General features: G+C 39.0%; 18 protein-coding genes. 5 read left to right on the top strand and 13 right to left on the bottom strand.

Going from position 1 to position 16,658, the window contains the following annotated elements:
- Nucleotides 1-6: 6 nt before the first annotated feature.
- The 8 genes from HCU67_RS03955 to hemA are packed head-to-tail and all read right to left on the bottom strand — an operon-like array spanning nt 7 to nt 6,583.
- On the bottom strand, nt 7-795 hold the full coding sequence (locus HCU67_RS03955; protein ID WP_168551280.1) for a PhzF family phenazine biosynthesis protein: 789 nt from the start codon (nt 793-795) through the stop codon (nt 7-9).
- A 16-nt stretch (nt 796-811) separates the two neighbouring features.
- Nucleotides 812-1,714 carry an oxygen-dependent coproporphyrinogen oxidase gene (gene hemF, locus HCU67_RS03950; RefSeq protein ID WP_168552047.1) on the bottom strand — a complete coding sequence of 301 codons (903 nt, stop codon included), beginning with the start codon at nt 1,712-1,714 and terminating at the stop codon, nt 812-814.
- Entirely contained in the window at nt 1,710-2,204 is a 495-nt protein-coding gene (locus HCU67_RS03945; protein WP_168551279.1) for a DUF6973 domain-containing protein, read from the bottom strand. The genes hemF and HCU67_RS03945 overlap by 5 nt, the downstream gene beginning before the upstream one ends.
- A gap of 2 nt (nt 2,205-2,206) precedes the next feature.
- On the bottom strand, nt 2,207-2,755 hold the full coding sequence (locus HCU67_RS03940; protein WP_168551278.1) for a GNAT family N-acetyltransferase: 549 nt from the start codon (nt 2,753-2,755) through the stop codon (nt 2,207-2,209).
- Between the two features lie 2 nt (nt 2,756-2,757).
- Nucleotides 2,758-3,783 carry a uroporphyrinogen decarboxylase gene (gene hemE, locus HCU67_RS03935; RefSeq protein ID WP_168551277.1) on the bottom strand — a complete coding sequence of 342 codons (1,026 nt, stop codon included), beginning with the start codon at nt 3,781-3,783 and terminating at the stop codon, nt 2,758-2,760.
- Nucleotides 3,776-4,432 carry a uroporphyrinogen-III synthase gene (locus HCU67_RS03930; protein WP_168551276.1) on the bottom strand — a complete coding sequence of 219 codons (657 nt, stop codon included), beginning with the start codon at nt 4,430-4,432 and terminating at the stop codon, nt 3,776-3,778. The genes hemE and HCU67_RS03930 overlap by 8 nt, the downstream gene beginning before the upstream one ends.
- Nucleotides 4,410-5,330, bottom strand: coding sequence for a hydroxymethylbilane synthase (hemC, locus tag HCU67_RS03925; protein ID WP_168551275.1), 921 nt, complete (start codon nt 5,328-5,330; stop codon nt 4,410-4,412). Before hemC ends, HCU67_RS03930 begins: the two co-directional genes overlap by 23 nt.
- Nucleotides 5,327-6,583 carry a glutamyl-tRNA reductase gene (gene hemA, locus HCU67_RS03920; RefSeq protein WP_168551274.1) on the bottom strand — a complete coding sequence of 419 codons (1,257 nt, stop codon included), beginning with the start codon at nt 6,581-6,583 and terminating at the stop codon, nt 5,327-5,329. The genes hemC and hemA overlap by 4 nt, the downstream gene beginning before the upstream one ends.
- 196 nt (nt 6,584-6,779) lie before the next feature.
- Here hemA and HCU67_RS03915 point away from each other — a divergent pair, with 196 nt between their 5' ends.
- Entirely contained in the window at nt 6,780-7,664 is an 885-nt protein-coding gene (locus HCU67_RS03915) for an AraC family transcriptional regulator (RefSeq protein WP_168551273.1), read from the top strand.
- Between the two features lie 49 nt (nt 7,665-7,713).
- Nucleotides 7,714-9,102 (top strand): MGH1-like glycoside hydrolase domain-containing protein, encoded by a 1,389-nt coding sequence (locus HCU67_RS03910; RefSeq protein ID WP_168551272.1) that lies wholly within the window; start codon nt 7,714-7,716, stop codon nt 9,100-9,102.
- On the opposite strand, the gene HCU67_RS03905 is transcribed toward HCU67_RS03910, so the two are convergent.
- Nucleotides 9,080-9,916: an N-acetylmuramoyl-L-alanine amidase-like domain-containing protein gene (locus HCU67_RS03905; RefSeq protein ID WP_168551271.1), complete on the bottom strand. Its 837-nt coding sequence runs from the start codon at nt 9,914-9,916 to the stop codon at nt 9,080-9,082. The genes HCU67_RS03910 and HCU67_RS03905 overlap by 23 nt on opposite strands.
- A gap of 97 nt (nt 9,917-10,013) precedes the next feature.
- On the opposite strand from HCU67_RS03905, the gene hemH reads away from it, so the two are divergent.
- Genes hemH through HCU67_RS03890 form a run of 3 tightly spaced genes read left to right on the top strand, consistent with a single transcriptional unit; the run spans nt 10,014 to nt 13,227 of the window.
- The gene (hemH, locus tag HCU67_RS03900; protein WP_168551270.1) at nt 10,014-11,048 is read left to right on the top strand and encodes a ferrochelatase; all 1,035 of its coding nucleotides are present in this window, start codon (nt 10,014-10,016) and stop codon (nt 11,046-11,048) included.
- A gap of 9 nt (nt 11,049-11,057) precedes the next feature.
- A complete protein-coding gene (locus tag HCU67_RS03895; protein ID WP_168551269.1) occupies nt 11,058-11,852 on the top strand; it encodes a DUF3050 domain-containing protein in 795 nt (264 codons plus the stop codon).
- Nucleotides 11,845-13,227: an MATE family efflux transporter gene (locus tag HCU67_RS03890; protein WP_168551268.1), complete on the top strand. Its 1,383-nt coding sequence runs from the start codon at nt 11,845-11,847 to the stop codon at nt 13,225-13,227. The genes HCU67_RS03895 and HCU67_RS03890 overlap by 8 nt, the downstream gene beginning before the upstream one ends.
- On the opposite strand, the gene HCU67_RS03885 is transcribed toward HCU67_RS03890, so the two are convergent.
- The 4 genes from HCU67_RS03885 to HCU67_RS03870 form a co-directional block, all read right to left on the bottom strand.
- Complete coding sequence (locus tag HCU67_RS03885; RefSeq protein WP_168551267.1) at nt 13,224-13,646, bottom strand: nuclear transport factor 2 family protein; 423 nt, start codon at nt 13,644-13,646, stop codon at nt 13,224-13,226. The genes HCU67_RS03890 and HCU67_RS03885 overlap by 4 nt on opposite strands.
- A gap of 5 nt (nt 13,647-13,651) precedes the next feature.
- Nucleotides 13,652-14,833 carry a PQQ-dependent sugar dehydrogenase gene (locus HCU67_RS03880; protein WP_168551266.1) on the bottom strand — a complete coding sequence of 394 codons (1,182 nt, stop codon included), beginning with the start codon at nt 14,831-14,833 and terminating at the stop codon, nt 13,652-13,654.
- A 4-nt stretch (nt 14,834-14,837) separates the two neighbouring features.
- The gene (locus HCU67_RS03875; protein ID WP_168551265.1) at nt 14,838-15,440 is read right to left on the bottom strand and encodes an NUDIX hydrolase; all 603 of its coding nucleotides are present in this window, start codon (nt 15,438-15,440) and stop codon (nt 14,838-14,840) included.
- A gap of 159 nt (nt 15,441-15,599) precedes the next feature.
- Nucleotides 15,600-16,607, bottom strand: coding sequence for a helix-turn-helix domain-containing protein (locus tag HCU67_RS03870; protein ID WP_168551264.1), 1,008 nt, complete (start codon nt 16,605-16,607; stop codon nt 15,600-15,602).
- Nucleotides 16,608-16,658 lie beyond the last annotated feature (51 nt).

Below are 16,658 nucleotides of genomic sequence, written 5' to 3'. Positions count from 1 at the left end.
AATCTATCAAATTTCGATTTCCCCAATCAAATAGGTGATTGCTTTACCTGAAATTTCAACCCGTTCACCTAAATCTTCACAGATTAAATTACCACCCCGACTTGATAGTTGCCTTGCACTCAATTTTCTTTTGCCTAACGCTTTTGACCAATAAGGAATCATGGTGGTATGGGCAGAACCGGTTACAGGGTCTTCAGGAATGCCACATTGCGGAGCAAAGAACCTTGACACAAAATCCACTTCATCACCAGGAGCAGACACAATTACGCCGCGACAATCCAACTGGTCCAACAAGTGAAAATTTGGGGTAATCGCTTCAACTTCTTTTTGGGAATTGTAAATAAGGAGGTAGTCTGTCTTGCCTTTTATAGTCTTCAGGGGTTCTTTTCCAATGGCTTCGTTAATTGCAGCTACACCTTGAATTGCCACAGTTTCATCAACCGGAAAATCTAGGGTCAGCGAGCCATCCGACTCTTTTTTTACTGTGAGTTCGCCGCTTCGAGGTGAAAAAAACTTCACAAGGTTTTCTTGATACCCTAAATGTTCAAAAATTACATGAGCCGTGGCCAATGTAGCGTGGCCACAGAGGTCAACTTCAGTTTCTGGAGTAAACCAACGCAATTCAAATACCTCACCCTTTTTTACGAAAAATGCGGTTTCTGCAAGATTGTTTTCTTCTGCAATTTTCTGCATTATGGGTGCATCCAACCAAGAAGTCAATGGACAAACTGCTGCTGGATTGCCAGTGAAGACTTGGTCCGCAAAAGCATCGATTTGGTAAAGCTTTAATTTCATGGTGCAAAACTAAATTTTATGCCCAATCTTTTGGGTGTTTTAAGACTTCAAGTAATCTTTCTTCCTCGCTCCCTTTTTCGGGATGATGGTCGTATTGCCATTGCACATGAGGAGGAAGGCTCATTAAAATACTTTCAATGCGCCCATTGGTCCGCAAACCAAAAAGCGTACCCTTATCATGAACCAAATTGAACTCGACGTAACGTCCTCTTCTAATTTCTTGCCAATTGCGTTGCTCCAAGGAGTATTCCAGCTCCTTACGTTTGACAACAATAGGTACATAGGCCTGTAAAAAACTGTCACCGACTTCGGTGACAAAGTTGTACCAGTCTTCCATAGTCATCTCATCCGTTGCTTTGCAATAGTCGAAGAAAAGACCACCAAGACCTCGGGCTTCATTTCGGTGTGCGTTCCAAAAGTATTCGTCACAACGTTTCTTATATCTACTATAAAACTCGGCATGGTGCGCATCACAGGCATTTTTACAAGTGGCGTGAAAATGTTGGGCGTCTTCTTCAAAAAGGTAATACGGGGTTAAGTCTTGACCACCCCCAAACCATTGATCAACTATGTTGCCATTCTTATCATACATTTCAAAATAGCGCCAGTTCGCATGTACCGTAGGTACAAAAGGATTTTTAGGGTGGATTACAAGACTGAGTCCACAGGCAAAAAAATCCGCATCTGTTACACCGAAATAGTTTTGCATGCTTTCAGGTAACGCACCGTGAACGGCAGATATATTTACGCCTCCTTTTTCAAATACTGCCCCATTTTCAATAACACGGGTTCTCCCGCCACCGCCTTCAGGGCGTTCCCATAAGTCTTGGCGAAATTTGGCCACACCATCAAGTTCCTCAAGTTTTGTGGTAATGGTATCTTGAAGGGTCTCGATATAATTGTAAAACTTATCCTTAATGGTCATTTGTTATATATACCAATTGGTTTTTATATAGCTCAAGATTACTTTCTTTGGTAATCTGTGTGGCTTTTGCTGTTAGGACCAACAAGTTGGTTATAAATTCCTCTTTGCTGTATCTTGAATTGGTTTCAAAGAGCCACCTACCCACAGCGTTGTTATGATAGTCCATTGTCATTGGCAGCGATTTGCTAAAAAAGGCCTTTTCGTGCCAATCAGTTATTTTCTTGGTCCAATCCAATGCGTTCTTCAATTTTTCCTTTTTTCTGGCACAAGATTTGGCAATGAGCACATTCCAAAGTGCATGACGAAAGGCATTTGCCTGCCCATTTTGATAATGTTTTCTGCCAAAATGTTCTGAAGAAACTTGCATACACTCCTTGGTAGCTTCAAAAGTCGGCCATAAATAGCCTAGATGGGCAATTGATAATTTTAGCAATAACCACAAATTCGAAAAATCTAGACGTGCTATGGTTTTTACAATATTCATGGCTAATCTTGAAATTCGCTTTTTCGAAGTTCGTACAACTGCATATCGGCTATTGATCCATCTGCCATTTGATGTTCTTTTTGAAGTACGGTGATAAACTTGAAGCTATTTTTTTCAGCCACTTTCCTACTAGCCAAATTTGTATCGTGAATTATAGCTTGAAGAACGGTGATTTCCACATTTGTAAATGCCCATTTCGCGATTTCACCAACTATTTTGGCCATTAATCCCTTGTTTTCATATTGATAACTGATACAATACGCAATTTCAGCTTGTCCTTCTTTTTTGTGAAGTTCTTTGAGATAAACCAATCCGATAATAGAGCGGTTGGTATTCTCCTTTATGCTAAATAGAAATTCCTCTTTGTTGTTAAATTGTTTTTCTTTTTTCTGAACAAATAGTTCAGCCAAAGTTGGCGTAAGATTTTCTTTTAGGGTCTGAGGAAAAAAATCGGCCAATCTTTTTTCGTTGGCCACGACAAAGTTACAGACGCGCCAAGCATCTTTAGTTTTAATTGGACTTATACTGTAATTGTCGAATGTAATTTCCATGATCAGGATTTGTATTCTTTTACGGCCTCAATAAATGCTCCAGCATTTTCCAAAGGAATATTCGGCAGTATTCCATGCCCAAGATTGACAACATAATTGTCTTTGCCAAACTCATCAATCATCTGCTTGACCATTTTTTTAATTTTTGCTGGTGGTGATAACAAGCGGGAAGGATCAAAATTTCCTTGTAATGTAATTTTACCGCCAGATAAGTACCGGGCATTTCTAGGTGAGCAGGTCCAATCAACGCCTAAGGCTGAAGCACCTGAGTTTGCCATATCCTTTAAGGCAAACCAACACCCTTTACCAAAAAGGATAACTGGAGCCATCTTTTTCAATGCATCAACAATTTGTTGCATGTATTGCATTGAGAATTCTTGATAATCTGTAGGGGACAGCATACCGCCCCATGAATCAAAAACTTGAATGGCATTACAGCCGGCTTTTACCTTTTCTTTTAAATAGGCGATTGTGGTATCTGTTATCTTTTGTAATAAGTTGTGTGCGGTAACAGGGTCTGAAAAACAAAGCCCCTTGGCTAGATCAAAACTTTTACTTCCTTGCCCCTGAACACAATAACATAAAATGGTCCATGGAGAGCCTGCAAAGCCGATAAGTGGAATTTCATCCTCCAGCTTTTCTTTGGTCATTTTTATGGCATCAAGCACATAGCCCAGAGATTCATGAATATCTGGCACAACAACTGAATCCAAGTCTTTGGCATTTCTTATCGGATTCGGCAAATAAGGACCAAAATCTGGCTTCATTTGAACCTCAATATTCATCGCCTGCGGAATTACCAATATATCGCTGAATAGAATAGCTGCGTCCATTCCATAACGACGAATAGGTTGAACGGTAATTTCTGAAGCCAGTTCGGGGGTTTGACAACGCGTGAAGAAATCATACTTCTTCTTCAGCTCCATAAACTCTGGTAGATAGCGTCCTGCCTGGCGCATCATCCAAACTGGCGGTCGGTCAACTGATTCCCCCTTAAGGGCTCTTAGAAATAAGTCGTTTTTAATCATGTTTTAAGTTCTTTACGGCCTGAACAATTACATTTTCAATTGTTGGCTTCTTGGCAATTATAATCTTATCAGTAAATTTTCGGGCTTCGTTTGCGGTTGTGGCTCCAATACAAAAAGCGTTTCCAGTTAGTTTATTCGATTTGGTAAAGCTTATGACACCACTCGGACTAAAAAATAAGGTGCCGTCAAATTGTTGGTTAAATACTTTTGAATTTAGGAAGGTTTGATAACCTTCTATTTCAATATACCGAATGTTATATTTAGTCAATATCGTTGGTAAATCTTTTGTTTTCAAATTGCCAGCAATATGAAGAAAACTGTTATTTTGATACCTTTTTAGTATAATTTGAGCCAGTTTTAAAGAATTTTCAGCTATTTCTCGAACTTTTAGGCCGTTTTCCTCTAAAAGGGATTTTGTCTTTTCACCAACGCAAAAGACCTCTTTTTGTTTAAAATCAGGTTGCGCCTTGATATGGGAATTAACTGCATTTTGACTGGTGAAAATGTAAAAATCAAAGTCTTCTTCAGGCATTTCAAAATCAAGAAATGCAATTTTTATGGCATTGTAATGGGTAAACCCTAATCCAGCATTCAATAACAATTCTTGTTGGGAATGGGTTAATACCTTAGTTGACAGAACTGATTTCATTTTTTATTTTTTCCATCAGTTCAACGCCACCATTATTAAGAACATCATTGGCACATTGTTCGCCAATACCCTGAAATTCTGAAACGGGCACTTCTTTTTTAGTTTCGATTTTCTTCTGGCCGTCCAACGAGAATAACGCACCTTCAAAATGCAGGTGTCCATCACTTATTTTAGCAATGGCGCCTATTGGAGCTGTGCAGCCTCCTTCAAGTTTCCTCAAGAATTCTCGTTCAACCGAGGTAGCGATTGCCGTGTTGTCGTCGTTTAAGGCTGAAGAAGCGAATATGACCTCTTGATTTGATTCCAAAGCGACAAGCACCATTGCTCCTTGGGCTGGTGCGGGTATCATCCAATCCAATTCTATTGCATCTTTTGGCAGCAATTTTATACGTTGTAGTCCAGCCTTCGCGAAAATTCCTCCATTCCAGCCATTTTCAATTAGTTTGATAAGACGTGTATTTACGTTACCTCTTAAATCTACGACGTCATGGTTCGGGTATTTATGTAACCATTGGGCCCTCCTTCTCAGGCTTCCGGTAGCTACGGTTCCTTCACCCTCAAGAAAATCTGTACCAAGATGTACCAAAACATCTGTTGCTTCGGCTCGCTCAAGAACTGCTGTTTGCACAATTCCTTTAGGAAGGGCCGTTGGTACGTCTTTCATGGAATGTACTGCAATATCAATTTGGCCCTTCAGAAGTGCTACGTCTAAAGTCTTAGTAAATATTCCTGTAATGCCAAGTTCATAAAGTGGTTTGTCTAGCATTAAATCGCCATCGGACTTAACGGGCACCAATGTTGTGGCATGACCTAGGGCCTCCAGCTTATTTTGAACTGTTGTTGCCTGCCAAAGCGCCAATTCACTGTCGCGTGTACCTATACGTATGACCTTGCTCATTTCGAATCAATTTCAAGCTGAAAAATGCGTTGGATGAGCTGCAGGCTATCATCGGTATCAACAGCGGGATTTCGCAAATGGTTGGCAAACTGTTTCGTTATTTTTTGAATGATCCTATCCGAAATCATTTCGGCCTGCTCTTCGTTAAAGTCATTCAGTTTTTTGGAATGAAAGTCCAACTCCTCCGCTTTCATCTCTTTCAATTTGTCCTTTAGGGCACTAATAACTGGCGCAAATTTTCTGGTCTCAAGCCACTTAGTAAAATCTGCTTTGACTTGTTCAATAATTTCTTGTGCTTGAGGTACGAATTGTCTTCTTCTCTCAAGTGTTTCGTCGGCCATTTGCGAAAGTTGATCTAAATGGATAAGGTTGATATTGGCCAATTCCATTATATCATCGTTTACGTTCTTTGGTACTGAGAGGTCCAAAATCAATAGCGGTTTTTTTGTGTGTAGAATCGACTTTGATATCGTGGGAAGTTGTGAGCCCGTTGCCACCACTAGTATATCACATTTTCTTATCTCTGATTGAAGTTCGCCGAAAGCTTTGACATTTACTTGAAATTTACCTGCTACCCGTTCTGCTTTTTCTTTAGTCCGGTTTATGATTGTAATGTGTGAATTATCAGTGTGCTTAACCAGATTTTCACATGTATTACGACCAATTTTTCCAGTTCCGAACAGAAGAATGTTCTTATTCGATATTTCCGGCACATTAGCTAAGATGTACTTTACCGCAGCAAACGCCACTGAAGTAGCACCGGATGAAAGTTCAGTTTCATTTTTTATTCGCTTGCTGGCCTGAATAACAGAATTGCAAAGTCTTTCTACAAATGGGTTGGTCAGATCATGCTTCTTGGCTCGATAAAAGCTCTGTTTGATTTGGCTTATAATTTCAAAGTCACCTAGAATCTGACTGTCCAATCCTGTTCCTACCCGAAAAATGTGGCTAATTGCTTCCTGGTTTTTAAATATGTAGGCGACTTCTTGAAATTCTTCCACCGTACCTTCGGTATGCTCGCAAACCAGCTTTATCAATTGGAAGGGATGTTGGGCAAAACCATACAATTCTGTTCGGTTACATGTAGAAATAACCAGTAATCCTTCAACACCTTCTTTTTTAGCTGCTTCTGAAATAGCATCGATTTTCGGCACATCTAGACTAAATTTTCCGCGAAGCACGGCATCTGCCTTTTTGTAACTTAGTCCAACAGCGTAGAAGGAATGGTGTTTAGAAATAGGATAACCTTTCATTCGATTCTTTGACCCCACAAAAATAACGGGGAGTAAAACAAAAAAATAACGCTAGCGGTTCAAATAATATCCGCATTGATTAAATTAGATGCATTATTCGATAAAATCTTGCTAGTTAACGAAATGCAAGAATTTATTGTTATCACGGAATGATTATTTATAATGATTCCAGATAATATTGAAGTCTGGTTTATTTATGGAGAATTTAAAAAATATCGCTGAAGGTGCTTTTGAGAAATTAGTGCTCGAAAAAGGATTTTATATCCTGAAATTAAAAAATGAAGATGAGCGACCCTTGACTTGCAAACATGAGGTTGACAAATCCTTCATCCAAATGCACTTTTCGTTAAAGGGAAAATCCAGTTTGAGTTATAACCAGGGCAATTATTCGCTAGAGGTTAATGAAGAGAACTCTTTGCTCTTGTACAACACCCAAAAAGACTTACCTATTGATTTAGTGATGCAACCATATTCTTGGATGTTCTCAATCATAATATCAATTCGAAAATTCCATTCTTTGTTTTCAACGGATGCTGGACACATTCCTTTTTTGGACGCATCTTTTGGAGAAAAGAAATATTATGCCCAAGAGGTTTTGACCCCTGCTATGGCAGTTGTTATTAGTCAACTTATGGGTAACAGCCTTCATCCATCAATGGAATCACTATATGTTAAAGCAAAAGTTTACGAGTTGATATCGCTTTACTTCAATAAAGGAAACGATGCAGATTTGGAACAATGCCCATTTTTAGCTGATGAAGAAAACGTTCGCAAAATTAAGTTGGCCAAAGAAATAATAATCGAACGAATGGTTGAACCACCAACGCTTCAAGAACTTTCAGATGAAATAGGACTTTCGTTACGAAAGCTAAAAGAGGGTTTTAAGCAGATCTATGGGGATTCGGTCTATGGGTTTCTTCTCGAACACAAAATGGACTATGCTCGGAAGCTTTTAGAGAGTGGAAAATATAATGTCAATGAGGTTGGTCTGCGCGTTGGCTATAGCACTGCAAGCCATTTTATCACCTCATTTAAAAAACAATTTGGCACAACACCAAAAAAATACCTTTCATCGGTTTAAAACGTAAAATTGTAGAATAAAAAGTTGGAAAAAAATTAAGCTATATCCTATGCTAAGACGAAAATTTTATCAGACCATTGGATTGGGTACAGCGGGAGCTGCTATTGTTTCTGCATGTAAAGAAGATACTGCCCAACTAAGCCAAAATGAAGTTTATGGTTTTCAGATAACCCCTGAACTCAGTAAACGCATGTACGATAAAGCGCTGCAAATTACCAAGAGCAAGGTTAGGGGAGGTGAAACCGAACCCTTTTTTAAAAAGCCTTTTGTTGATGCAGCTTTTTCAGACAACATTTTTCTATGGGATTCTTGTTTCATCGTCTGCTTTGCAAAATATCATCTAGATGAATTACCGGTTTATCAAGCCTTGGATAACTTTTATGAACGTATGGAGGTAGATGGCTATATCTGTCGTGAATATCGCAAAAATGGAGAACCATTATGGTCAAAGAATCATCCGGTTTCGATAAATCCACCATTATTGGCTTGGGCCGAACTTGAAATTTATGGGGTGAAAAAAGACAAGGAAAGATTAAAATATGCTTATCCGATACTAAAGAAGAATTTTGAGTTTTTAGTCCGGACTTATCAAGGTGACGATATGCTATTTTGGGGTGACACCCTTGGTATGGGTATGGATAATATTCCGCGTTCACCCCATGGATGGACCACCGATGAGGGTAACGGAATGACCCATCATGAGTTAGGCGAAAAGTTGGGGAAAATGGGTGGTTCAACTGCTGAAGAACGGCTAAATCTTTTTATTTCTGATTACGTTGAAACCCTTCAAGGTATATGGAACGATGAAGGCCGTTTGGTCGATTTCACAGCTCAAATGGCCATGGTTGCCTTACAACTCAAATACATCGCCCAGGAAATTGAGATGCTTGAAGATGTGGCTATTTATGATTCTTTTCATGCAGAAGTAAAAGCCGCATTGAACAGTCTATGCTGGAATGAAGAGGACGCATTCTATTACGATTTGGGATATGGCGAGCAGGTACCTAGAAAGCATATTGGTATGTATTGGACATTGCTCGGAGAGTTGGTTCCTGAAGAACGAATGGACGATTTTTTATCACATTTGACCAACCCAGAAGAATTTTACCGTAGAACACCTTTGCCCGCCCTGTCTGCAGATGAAGAAGGTTATAAGGGTTGGGGTGATTACTGGCTTGGTGGTGTCTGGGCACCGACATCTTATATGGTAATCAAAGGATTAAGTAAAATAGGCAAGCATGAGTTGGCCCAAGATTTAGCCGAAAAGACATATGCTTCTGTAGCGGAAGTTTTTGAGGCAACCGATACCTTCTGGGAAAATTATGCACCTGATCTTATTTCCTATGGAATGCCAGCAAAGCTTGATTTTTGTGGTTGGACAGGATTGGTTCCAATTGCTATGTATCACGAATATATCAAAGGGGTCTGGCAACAATAATCCCGATGTTGTTTTTGATTTTTTTCAAGTAGTCAACCAAAGGTTCTTGCGTTATGGTGACTTCTCCTGAAATGGAAGCATGTAATAAATGAATACGGCCGTTTGGCATTCGAATGGCATATCCGGTATGGGTTACATCCAACCCCTTTATTGAGGTTGCTAAAGCTATGATATCACCGTCATTTAATTGGTTCTCAACGGAGGCAATGGCATCCTGCGGTATTATACAAAGCCTTTCTTTTGCGAGTTCTTGTTCAACTTCAAGTATATTTTGATAATTTACATCATCTGTTAAAAAGGGGTAAAGTTCTCGATGGGTTCCCATAAAATCAATAGGTTTTTCCAACTCAATTCCTCCTAAATCGGAACTGATTTCCTTTACCAACCCCTTCGTGCTATTGTTTCGAATCCAATCGGTAAAGTAATGTAAACGTGAAGAATAGCCTTCTAAAGCACCATATCTATACCGAATGGTTTTTAAATTGTCAACGAAGTTTTCAAAATTTGAGTTACCCGCATTCTGTAAAAGGTAAAAAGCCAGCACATTTTCAACAAAGGTGGTACAATCGAATCCACGAAGGTTTACCACTAATGATTCCCTTTCACCTATTTCGAGGGTTTTTTCTACATATGGTGTGCCCAGAAATGATTTCCCGATTTCTACGACCTTATTTTCAGTTGAATCCAGTTTCAGTTGCTGTAATTCAGAAATCTTAGCGGCAACTAAAAGACTGTCTTTTGGTGTGCAGGTAATTTGTGATAGCAGCTTACCCCAAACCATAAAAAAACAGAGGAGAAATAGATTTCTAAACATGGTATCAAAGTTATTTATTTCGGAATAATAAAGTTGTTTAACAGATGTCATGTCAATGCTCAACGAAATGGTACTTTTGCAATTCAAAAAATAAGCCATGTCTAAAGGTATATTGTTGGTGAATTTAGGCTCTCCTGATAGCCCGACGAAAAAAGACGTCAAACCTTATCTTGACGAATTTTTAATGGACGAACGTGTCATTGATGTTCCTTATGCTTTACGGAACTTGCTGGTACGGGGGATCATTCTTAACACGAGGCCAAAAAAATCTGCCAAGGCCTACTCTAAAATTTGGTGGGAAGAAGGTTCGCCGTTAATTGTTATCTCGGAACGGTTTAAGAAGAAAGTAGCCCAACAATTGGATTTACCTGTGGCTTTAGGTATGCGCTACGGTAGTGGCAGTATTAAGGAAGGCTTACAAGAGCTCAAAGAAAAAGGGGTTGATGAGGTACTTTTAGTTCCTTTATATCCCCATTATGCCATGAGTAGTTATGAAACAGTAGTTGCAAAAGCATTCGAGCAAAAGAAGATTTACTTTCCTGAAATGCACATAACAACAATGCCGGCATTTTATAAAAATCAGGATTACATTAAAGTCCTTTCTAAAAGTATAGCTGAAGAATTAAAAGGATTCGATTATGACCATATTCTTTTCTCTTATCATGGCATACCTGAACGACATATTCGAAAATCAGACCCAACCAAATATCATTGCCAAATTGACGGAAATTGCTGTAAGGTGAATTCGGTTGCCCACCATACCTGTTATCGACACCAATGTTATGATACTACCGAATTGGTCAAACGAGAACTGGCCTTGGATGATGATAAGGTAAGTACCTCATTTCAGTCTCGGCTAGCGGGTGATCCTTGGTTAAAACCTTACACTGATTTTGAATTTGAGCGACTGGCCAAAGAGGGCAAGACCAAATTGGCAGTTATCACGCCAGCTTTTGTTTCAGATTGCTTGGAGACCCTGGAAGAAATTGCCATGGAAGGCGAAGAAGAATTTAAGGAAGCTGGTGGTGAATCTTTTAAACACATTCCTTGTCTCAATGATCGTGATGATTGGGCCAATCTTATGGTAAAATGGATAAAGAACTGGGAAGCAACGGAAGTTTTACCCGTGTAGAAAAAGGTTATGATAAAAATTGTATTAGAACATCTAAAAGATTCTTTAGCGACATTGAACAATCATTCGGTTTATGCTGAATTGAAAAAAGTGGAAGACATTAAAATTTTTATGGAAAGCCATGTCTTCGCAGTTTGGGATTTTATGTCTTTGTTAAAGGCCTTGCAGTGTTCGTCGACCTGTGTTAGCGTGCCTTGGATTCCTGTTCAACAATCAAAAACGGCAAGATTTGTTAACGAAATTGTGTTGGAAGAAGAGACGGATGTGGATGTTACTGGAAATCCAAAAAGTCATTTTGAAATGTACTTGGATGCCATGCAAGAAGTCGGGGGCAACACAAGCAGGATAAAATCTTTTCTTAAGGAGTGCCCAACTGATATTGATTTAATGTTTAGTTACATAGAAGGGATACCTTATTTGAGTGGGGCGGAAAAGTCATTTTTAAAATTTACTTTTTCCATAATTCAGTGTAATGCACCACATAAGGTGGCGGCTGCCTTTACTTTTGGCAGGGAAGACATCATACCCGAAATGTTTATGAATTTGCTGCAGCAATCTTCAGCTACCGAACATTTTCCAAAATTAACATTCTATCTCAAGCGGCATATAGAATTGGATGGAGATGAACATGGTCCTTTGGCGTTAGAAATGATTAACGAATTATGTGGTTCCGATGAGCAGAAATGGGACGAGGTAATTGCTATTGGAAAAGAAGCAATAGACCAACGTATTCTTTTATGGGATGGAATACATGAAAAATTACGGTTACATAAATGCACCCAGAACCAGGCTGTAAATGTCTAAAACCACTTCAAGTGAACTAGGCACCGAACCCATAGGTAGCCTTTTGATCAAGCAGTCTGTACCCGCCTCCATTGGCATATTGGTAATGTCCTTAAACATTTTTGTTGACTCCATTTTTGTAGGAAATTGGATTGGGTCTATTGCCATAGCGGCCATTAATGTAGTACTGCCGGTTTCCTTCTTCATTGCTGCCTTGGGTATGGCAATTGGTATTGGAGGTTCCAGCATTATATCTAGGGCTCTAGGCTCAAGTAATAAGGAAAAAGCGTTGCTCACTTTTGGCAATCAGATTGCGTTGACCCTCTTGGTGACTACCGCAATGGTCATATTGGGGTTGTATTATACTGATAGCCTAATACCTGCTTTTGGGGGAAAGGGATCCATATTTGAACCTGCCAAAATCTATTATACCATCATTCTTTATGGTGTTCCATGCTTGGCACTATGTATGATGGGCAACTCGGTAATCCGAGCTGAGGGCAAACCAAAGTTTGCCATGTATGCCATGATTGTGCCATCAGTTGCCAATCTTCTTTTGGATTATATTTTCATTTATGTTTTTGATTGGGGTATGCATGGAGCTGCATGGGCCACAACCGCGGGTTATGTACTTTGCCTTTCGTACGTTACATACTTTTTTCTTTCTAAAAACTCCGAACTTAAAATTGGGCTTAGGCATTTTAAACTCAATGGTATAATCATAAGGGAAATAGGTTCTCTGGGTGGTGTTACCTTGGCAAGACAGGCGGTTACGAGTGTTATATACCTACTAATGAATAATATTTTATTCAATTTAGGAGGCGAACCTTTAGTGGCTGTTTATGCAATTATTGGGCGTATGCTGATGTTTGCTTTATTCCCGGTTTTTGGTGTTACACAGGGATTCATGCCCATTGCTGGCTTTAATTATGGAGCATTTAAGTATGATCGTGTAAGGGAATCCATTTACACCGCTATCAAATATGCGGCATTGGTCGCTTTTTTGGTTTTTGCCATTTTAATGGTCTTTCCAACAGATATCGCTGGGCTATTTCTGAGTGACAGCGCTGATTTGTCCATAGAGGACAAGCTGGCCAATGCCTATGTTGCAGAACACATTCCTTTAGCCATGCGATTGGTTTTTGCTGCGGTACCCATTATCGCAATCCAATTGATTGGAGCCGCCTACTTTCAAGCTGTTGGAAAAGCAATTCCGGCACTGTTGTTGACCCTGACAAGGCAAGGCTTCTTTTTTATACCGCTCATTTTAATTTTGCCAAACTTTATGGGGGAGCTTGGTGTTTGGATATCCTTTCCCATTGCAGATGTCCTATCAACAGTTGTAACAGGTCTTTATTTAAGAAGGGAAATTCAGAAAAATTTAATTGGAAATTAGCTCTTAATTTGAGCTGCAGCCTTGCTGATTATTTTCCATTCCCCAGCTATTTTTTTCAATAAAAAAATGTCAACATAGAGTAGGTCTCTTGAGGGTATTCTGATTTCTGCTTTGGCCGATGCGATATTTTCTGCATAATCAATTGTTAGTACTTTTCCTTCTCTGCCATTAAATTCTCCTTTAGTTCTATTCTGGAATAAGTCGGCATACTCCTTCGGATTAAGTACCCAAATTTCTTGATCTTTTTTGGAAAGATAGAGGTCTGCTTCTGAATAAAACGCGGATTGAATCAGGTCTGCGTCGTTGTACGAAGAGCCATTTATATAGTTCATCAGTGTTTTTTGTATTTCTTCCAGTTCAGATTGTGCTGAGGCCACAATTGTGAACGATACTAATATTATGGTTGCTAGTTTTTTCATGAAGTTTAGTTATTAGAAATTGATTTTGGTATAATTCGTACGAGTTGACCGTTTTCCAAATCAGTCAATAGATATAATTTTCCTTCTGGACTTTGGGCTACTTTTCTTGAACGGACCCTTGAATCCAAGAATAGTTCTTCGACACTCTTGATGGTGTCTCCTTCCAGTTGAAATCGCCATAAGCTTCCTCTTGACAGACCTGGAATAAAAAGATTATTTTTCCAATAGGGGAATTCACTCCCAGTATAAAAGCAGAGCCCGGTTGGGGCCACGGTATGGTGCCAAAACCAAGTAGGATTCGTTAACTCAGCCCTATCAAGTTTCGGAGGTTTATAGTCTTTACTTCGTAATTTCCCCGTTGTTACGTTAGGCCAACCATAATTGCCGCCGGCTTTCAATATGTTCAGCTCATCACCTTGAATGGTACCATGTTCTGTAAACCAAATACGATTGGTATTTGGTTGTAGGGCAATCCCCTGGGTATTTCGAATTCCTATGGCGTAAATGCTGGGAATGGAATTGGGACCCAACTTTGGATTATCCTCTGGAATACTTCCATCCAGATTAAAACGATGTATTTTTCCTCGAGGGTCGGTGACGTCTTGTGCAATTGGGATTTCTGGTTCATCATGTTCCCAAAACAAACGTTCGCCGACCGTTAGGTATAATTTTCCGTCTTCTCCAATTGCCATTCCGCCGCCATAATGATAGTTGATTTCGGTAAATGGTTCCGCAATTAAAATAGGTGTGATATCTGATAAAGAATCATTTTTGAATTTAGCCGAAACGAACTTGGTGGTTTTGCCTTTTCCTGGCTTTTTAGCGGCATATGAAAAATAGATAGTTTGGTTTTGCCCAAAATCAGGATGAAGCAAAACTTCATAGATTCCAGAATTGTCGCCTACATGAATAGTTCCTATGCTGTCTGTTAAATCATTTGGAAAACCTTTGATTCGGTTTTTGGTTTGTTTCAATAGGTCTATTCGGACTAAATCCCCATTTTTTTCCGTGACCAAGGCTTCGTCTTCAGACAAAAAGGCAATGCTCCAAGGCCTATTGAGCCCTTCAAAAATTACTTCTTTCTCTGGGAAAATGACTTTGTTGACTTCAATGGAAGGTTTATTTTGATTGCATGCCAAACAAAGGGTAAGCCCAAAAAGAACTGAATACCGCATAACACGTGCCATTTGATTACTGGTTAATTTCCTTTTTGTAAAGTGGATAAAACGGCTCTACAATTTTTGTTGGATGGTCATCAACCGTATGGCTTACCATAAATGAACCGCCCCACACCACATCGGGATTATTCAAAATCTGTCTGGTTATTTCTTGTATACCTGTATTGTTATTTCTTTCAATAGCTTCTGGAATGTCAACCCATTCTATCTTCTCAAATTCATCTTCCAAGTTGTTTTTAGGAACCTTAATTTTTCCGCTTTTGAATTGGGCCACGTAGTAGTTTCTGAATGTCATGTTGGGTTTGTAATCGTATTTAAAAGCAAATTGACCTCTAAGTTCTATATCCGCTAAACGAATTCCATGCTCCAGTGCCATACTATCAATGGCCTCTTTTAAGAATTGTCTTTTAGACAGATTTACATAGGGCATTCCCCAAGAATCATTTCCTCCAACCATTAAAATTTGGTTATCATCATTCTTAATGATAACCCTCAAAACCGTGAAGTTGTCTTTTCTCAAGTAGTGTGGAATCTCTTCCTTTTTTGTTTGCTGGCTGCAAGAAATAATGGACAGCAACGAGCAAAAAACAACGATTTTAAATGCGATTTGCCTCATAATTTTTGAATTAAAAAGTTTCTATTTGGCTTACCAAACAGATGAAACCTGCTTGCCCTTGTTTTACACTTGGACTCGTTTTTTTAGTATGGACAAAGAATCAATTATTCTATTTGAAAGACTTTAAGAATCATGATTTTAAAGACGAATTTTTAAAAATCATCCCATTTGTTCGCGGTATTGAGAGGGGGTCAGTTGGGTATTCGCTTTAAAAGCCAAATTGAAAGTGGTCACGTTGTTGAAACCAGAGTCGTAGGCTATACTGACGATTTTTTCAGCCTTGGTTTCAGATGCGACTAAGAGCTTTTTGGCTTTTTCAATTCGATAAGAATTGACGTACTCTGAAAAGTTCTTTCCAGTAGATTCATTGATGACCCTAGAAAGCACTTTCGTTGTCGTTCCGACTGAAGTAGCCACATCACCCAATGAAATTTTTGGGTTAAGGTAAACCGATTCTTTTTCAAAGAGTTCGGTAATGGATTGCATTAATTTCGATGTAGTATTCACATCAAGTGACTGCCCTTGGTATTTTTCCAATTGAAAGCTATGTTTTTTGAGCAGTAGGAAACTGAAAATATAAATTAGAAAAGTATAACAGATGGCACCTCCAATGTAAAAAGGGATGAGCCCAGAAACGTTTCCTATGTAAAACAAACCGATAAGGCTTACACCAATAACCAGATTTCGAAACCAAATTAAAACACCTTTTTGTGGATGGTTCCTTTGATTTATCATGAGGATTATAGCAAGAAGGCAATACACCAACAGATGAACAAAGACCCCATAATAGATGACTAAAGAAATGGTGTTGTTCGTATTAGGAATAAGCCAGCAAAATAGACTAAAAAAGAGGTAAGGAACAAAATGTAGTAGTTGTTGAGAGCTGAATTTGGTCTTTTTTTTAAATAAGGATTTACCATAGAACCATAGACTTGGACCAACAAGAAGAATGCCAGCGATGCCCAGATTTCGTTGCCAGGCAACAAGAAATAGGTATTCGTTTAAGATGGACTTGCCGATTCTAATTGTCAATCCTAATATGATAAGTCCCAAAAAAAGATGTGCTGCTCGATTACCTTTCTTAAGGGTGAAAAGATAGAAGCAAAGAAAAAGTGCCTGGGCAATTCCCAAACAACTTAGCACTAGAATTACGGAAGAAGAATCCATAAATTAAAGATAAAAATAGTCGGCTTGCGTCACATCTTTTATTTTTGAAAA

The sequence above is a fragment of the Croceivirga thetidis genome, from assembly GCF_012272815.1.
In the GTDB taxonomy this organism is placed as follows: Bacteria; Bacteroidota; Bacteroidia; order Flavobacteriales; family Flavobacteriaceae; genus Croceivirga; species Croceivirga thetidis.
This window is presented reverse-complemented; position numbering and strand designations above follow the sequence as displayed.

Bases quoted from the DNA above. Each gene is read 5' to 3' on its own strand.
- HCU67_RS03880 (WP_168551266.1), bottom strand. From the start codon at position 14,833: ATGGCACGTGTTATGCGGTATTCAGTTCTTTTTGGGCTTACCCTTTGT.
- HCU67_RS03890 (WP_168551268.1), top strand. From the start codon at position 11,845: ATGTCTAAAACCACTTCAAGTGAACTAGGCACCGAACCCATAGGTAGC.
- HCU67_RS03875 (WP_168551265.1), bottom strand. From the start codon at position 15,440: ATGAGGCAAATCGCATTTAAAATCGTTGTTTTTTGCTCGTTGCTGTCC.
- hemH (WP_168551270.1), top strand. From the start codon at position 10,014: ATGTCTAAAGGTATATTGTTGGTGAATTTAGGCTCTCCTGATAGCCCG.
- HCU67_RS03870 (WP_168551264.1), bottom strand. From the start codon at position 16,607: ATGGATTCTTCTTCCGTAATTCTAGTGCTAAGTTGTTTGGGAATTGCC.
- HCU67_RS03910 (WP_168551272.1), top strand. From the start codon at position 7,714: ATGCTAAGACGAAAATTTTATCAGACCATTGGATTGGGTACAGCGGGA.
- hemE (WP_168551277.1), bottom strand. From the start codon at position 3,783: ATGATTAAAAACGACTTATTTCTAAGAGCCCTTAAGGGGGAATCAGTT.
- HCU67_RS03940 (WP_168551278.1), bottom strand. From the start codon at position 2,755: ATGGAAATTACATTCGACAATTACAGTATAAGTCCAATTAAAACTAAA.
- HCU67_RS03885 (WP_168551267.1), bottom strand. From the start codon at position 13,646: ATGAAAAAACTAGCAACCATAATATTAGTATCGTTCACAATTGTGGCC.
- HCU67_RS03945 (WP_168551279.1), bottom strand. From the start codon at position 2,204: ATGAATATTGTAAAAACCATAGCACGTCTAGATTTTTCGAATTTGTGG.
- hemC (WP_168551275.1), bottom strand. From the start codon at position 5,330: ATGAGCAAGGTCATACGTATAGGTACACGCGACAGTGAATTGGCGCTT.
- HCU67_RS03915 (WP_168551273.1), top strand. From the start codon at position 6,780: ATGGAGAATTTAAAAAATATCGCTGAAGGTGCTTTTGAGAAATTAGTG.
- HCU67_RS03930 (WP_168551276.1), bottom strand. From the start codon at position 4,432: ATGAAATCAGTTCTGTCAACTAAGGTATTAACCCATTCCCAACAAGAA.
- hemA (WP_168551274.1), bottom strand. From the start codon at position 6,583: ATGAAAGGTTATCCTATTTCTAAACACCATTCCTTCTACGCTGTTGGA.
- HCU67_RS03905 (WP_168551271.1), bottom strand. From the start codon at position 9,916: ATGTTTAGAAATCTATTTCTCCTCTGTTTTTTTATGGTTTGGGGTAAG.
- HCU67_RS03955 (WP_168551280.1), bottom strand. From the start codon at position 795: ATGAAATTAAAGCTTTACCAAATCGATGCTTTTGCGGACCAAGTCTTC.
- HCU67_RS03895 (WP_168551269.1), top strand. From the start codon at position 11,058: ATGATAAAAATTGTATTAGAACATCTAAAAGATTCTTTAGCGACATTG.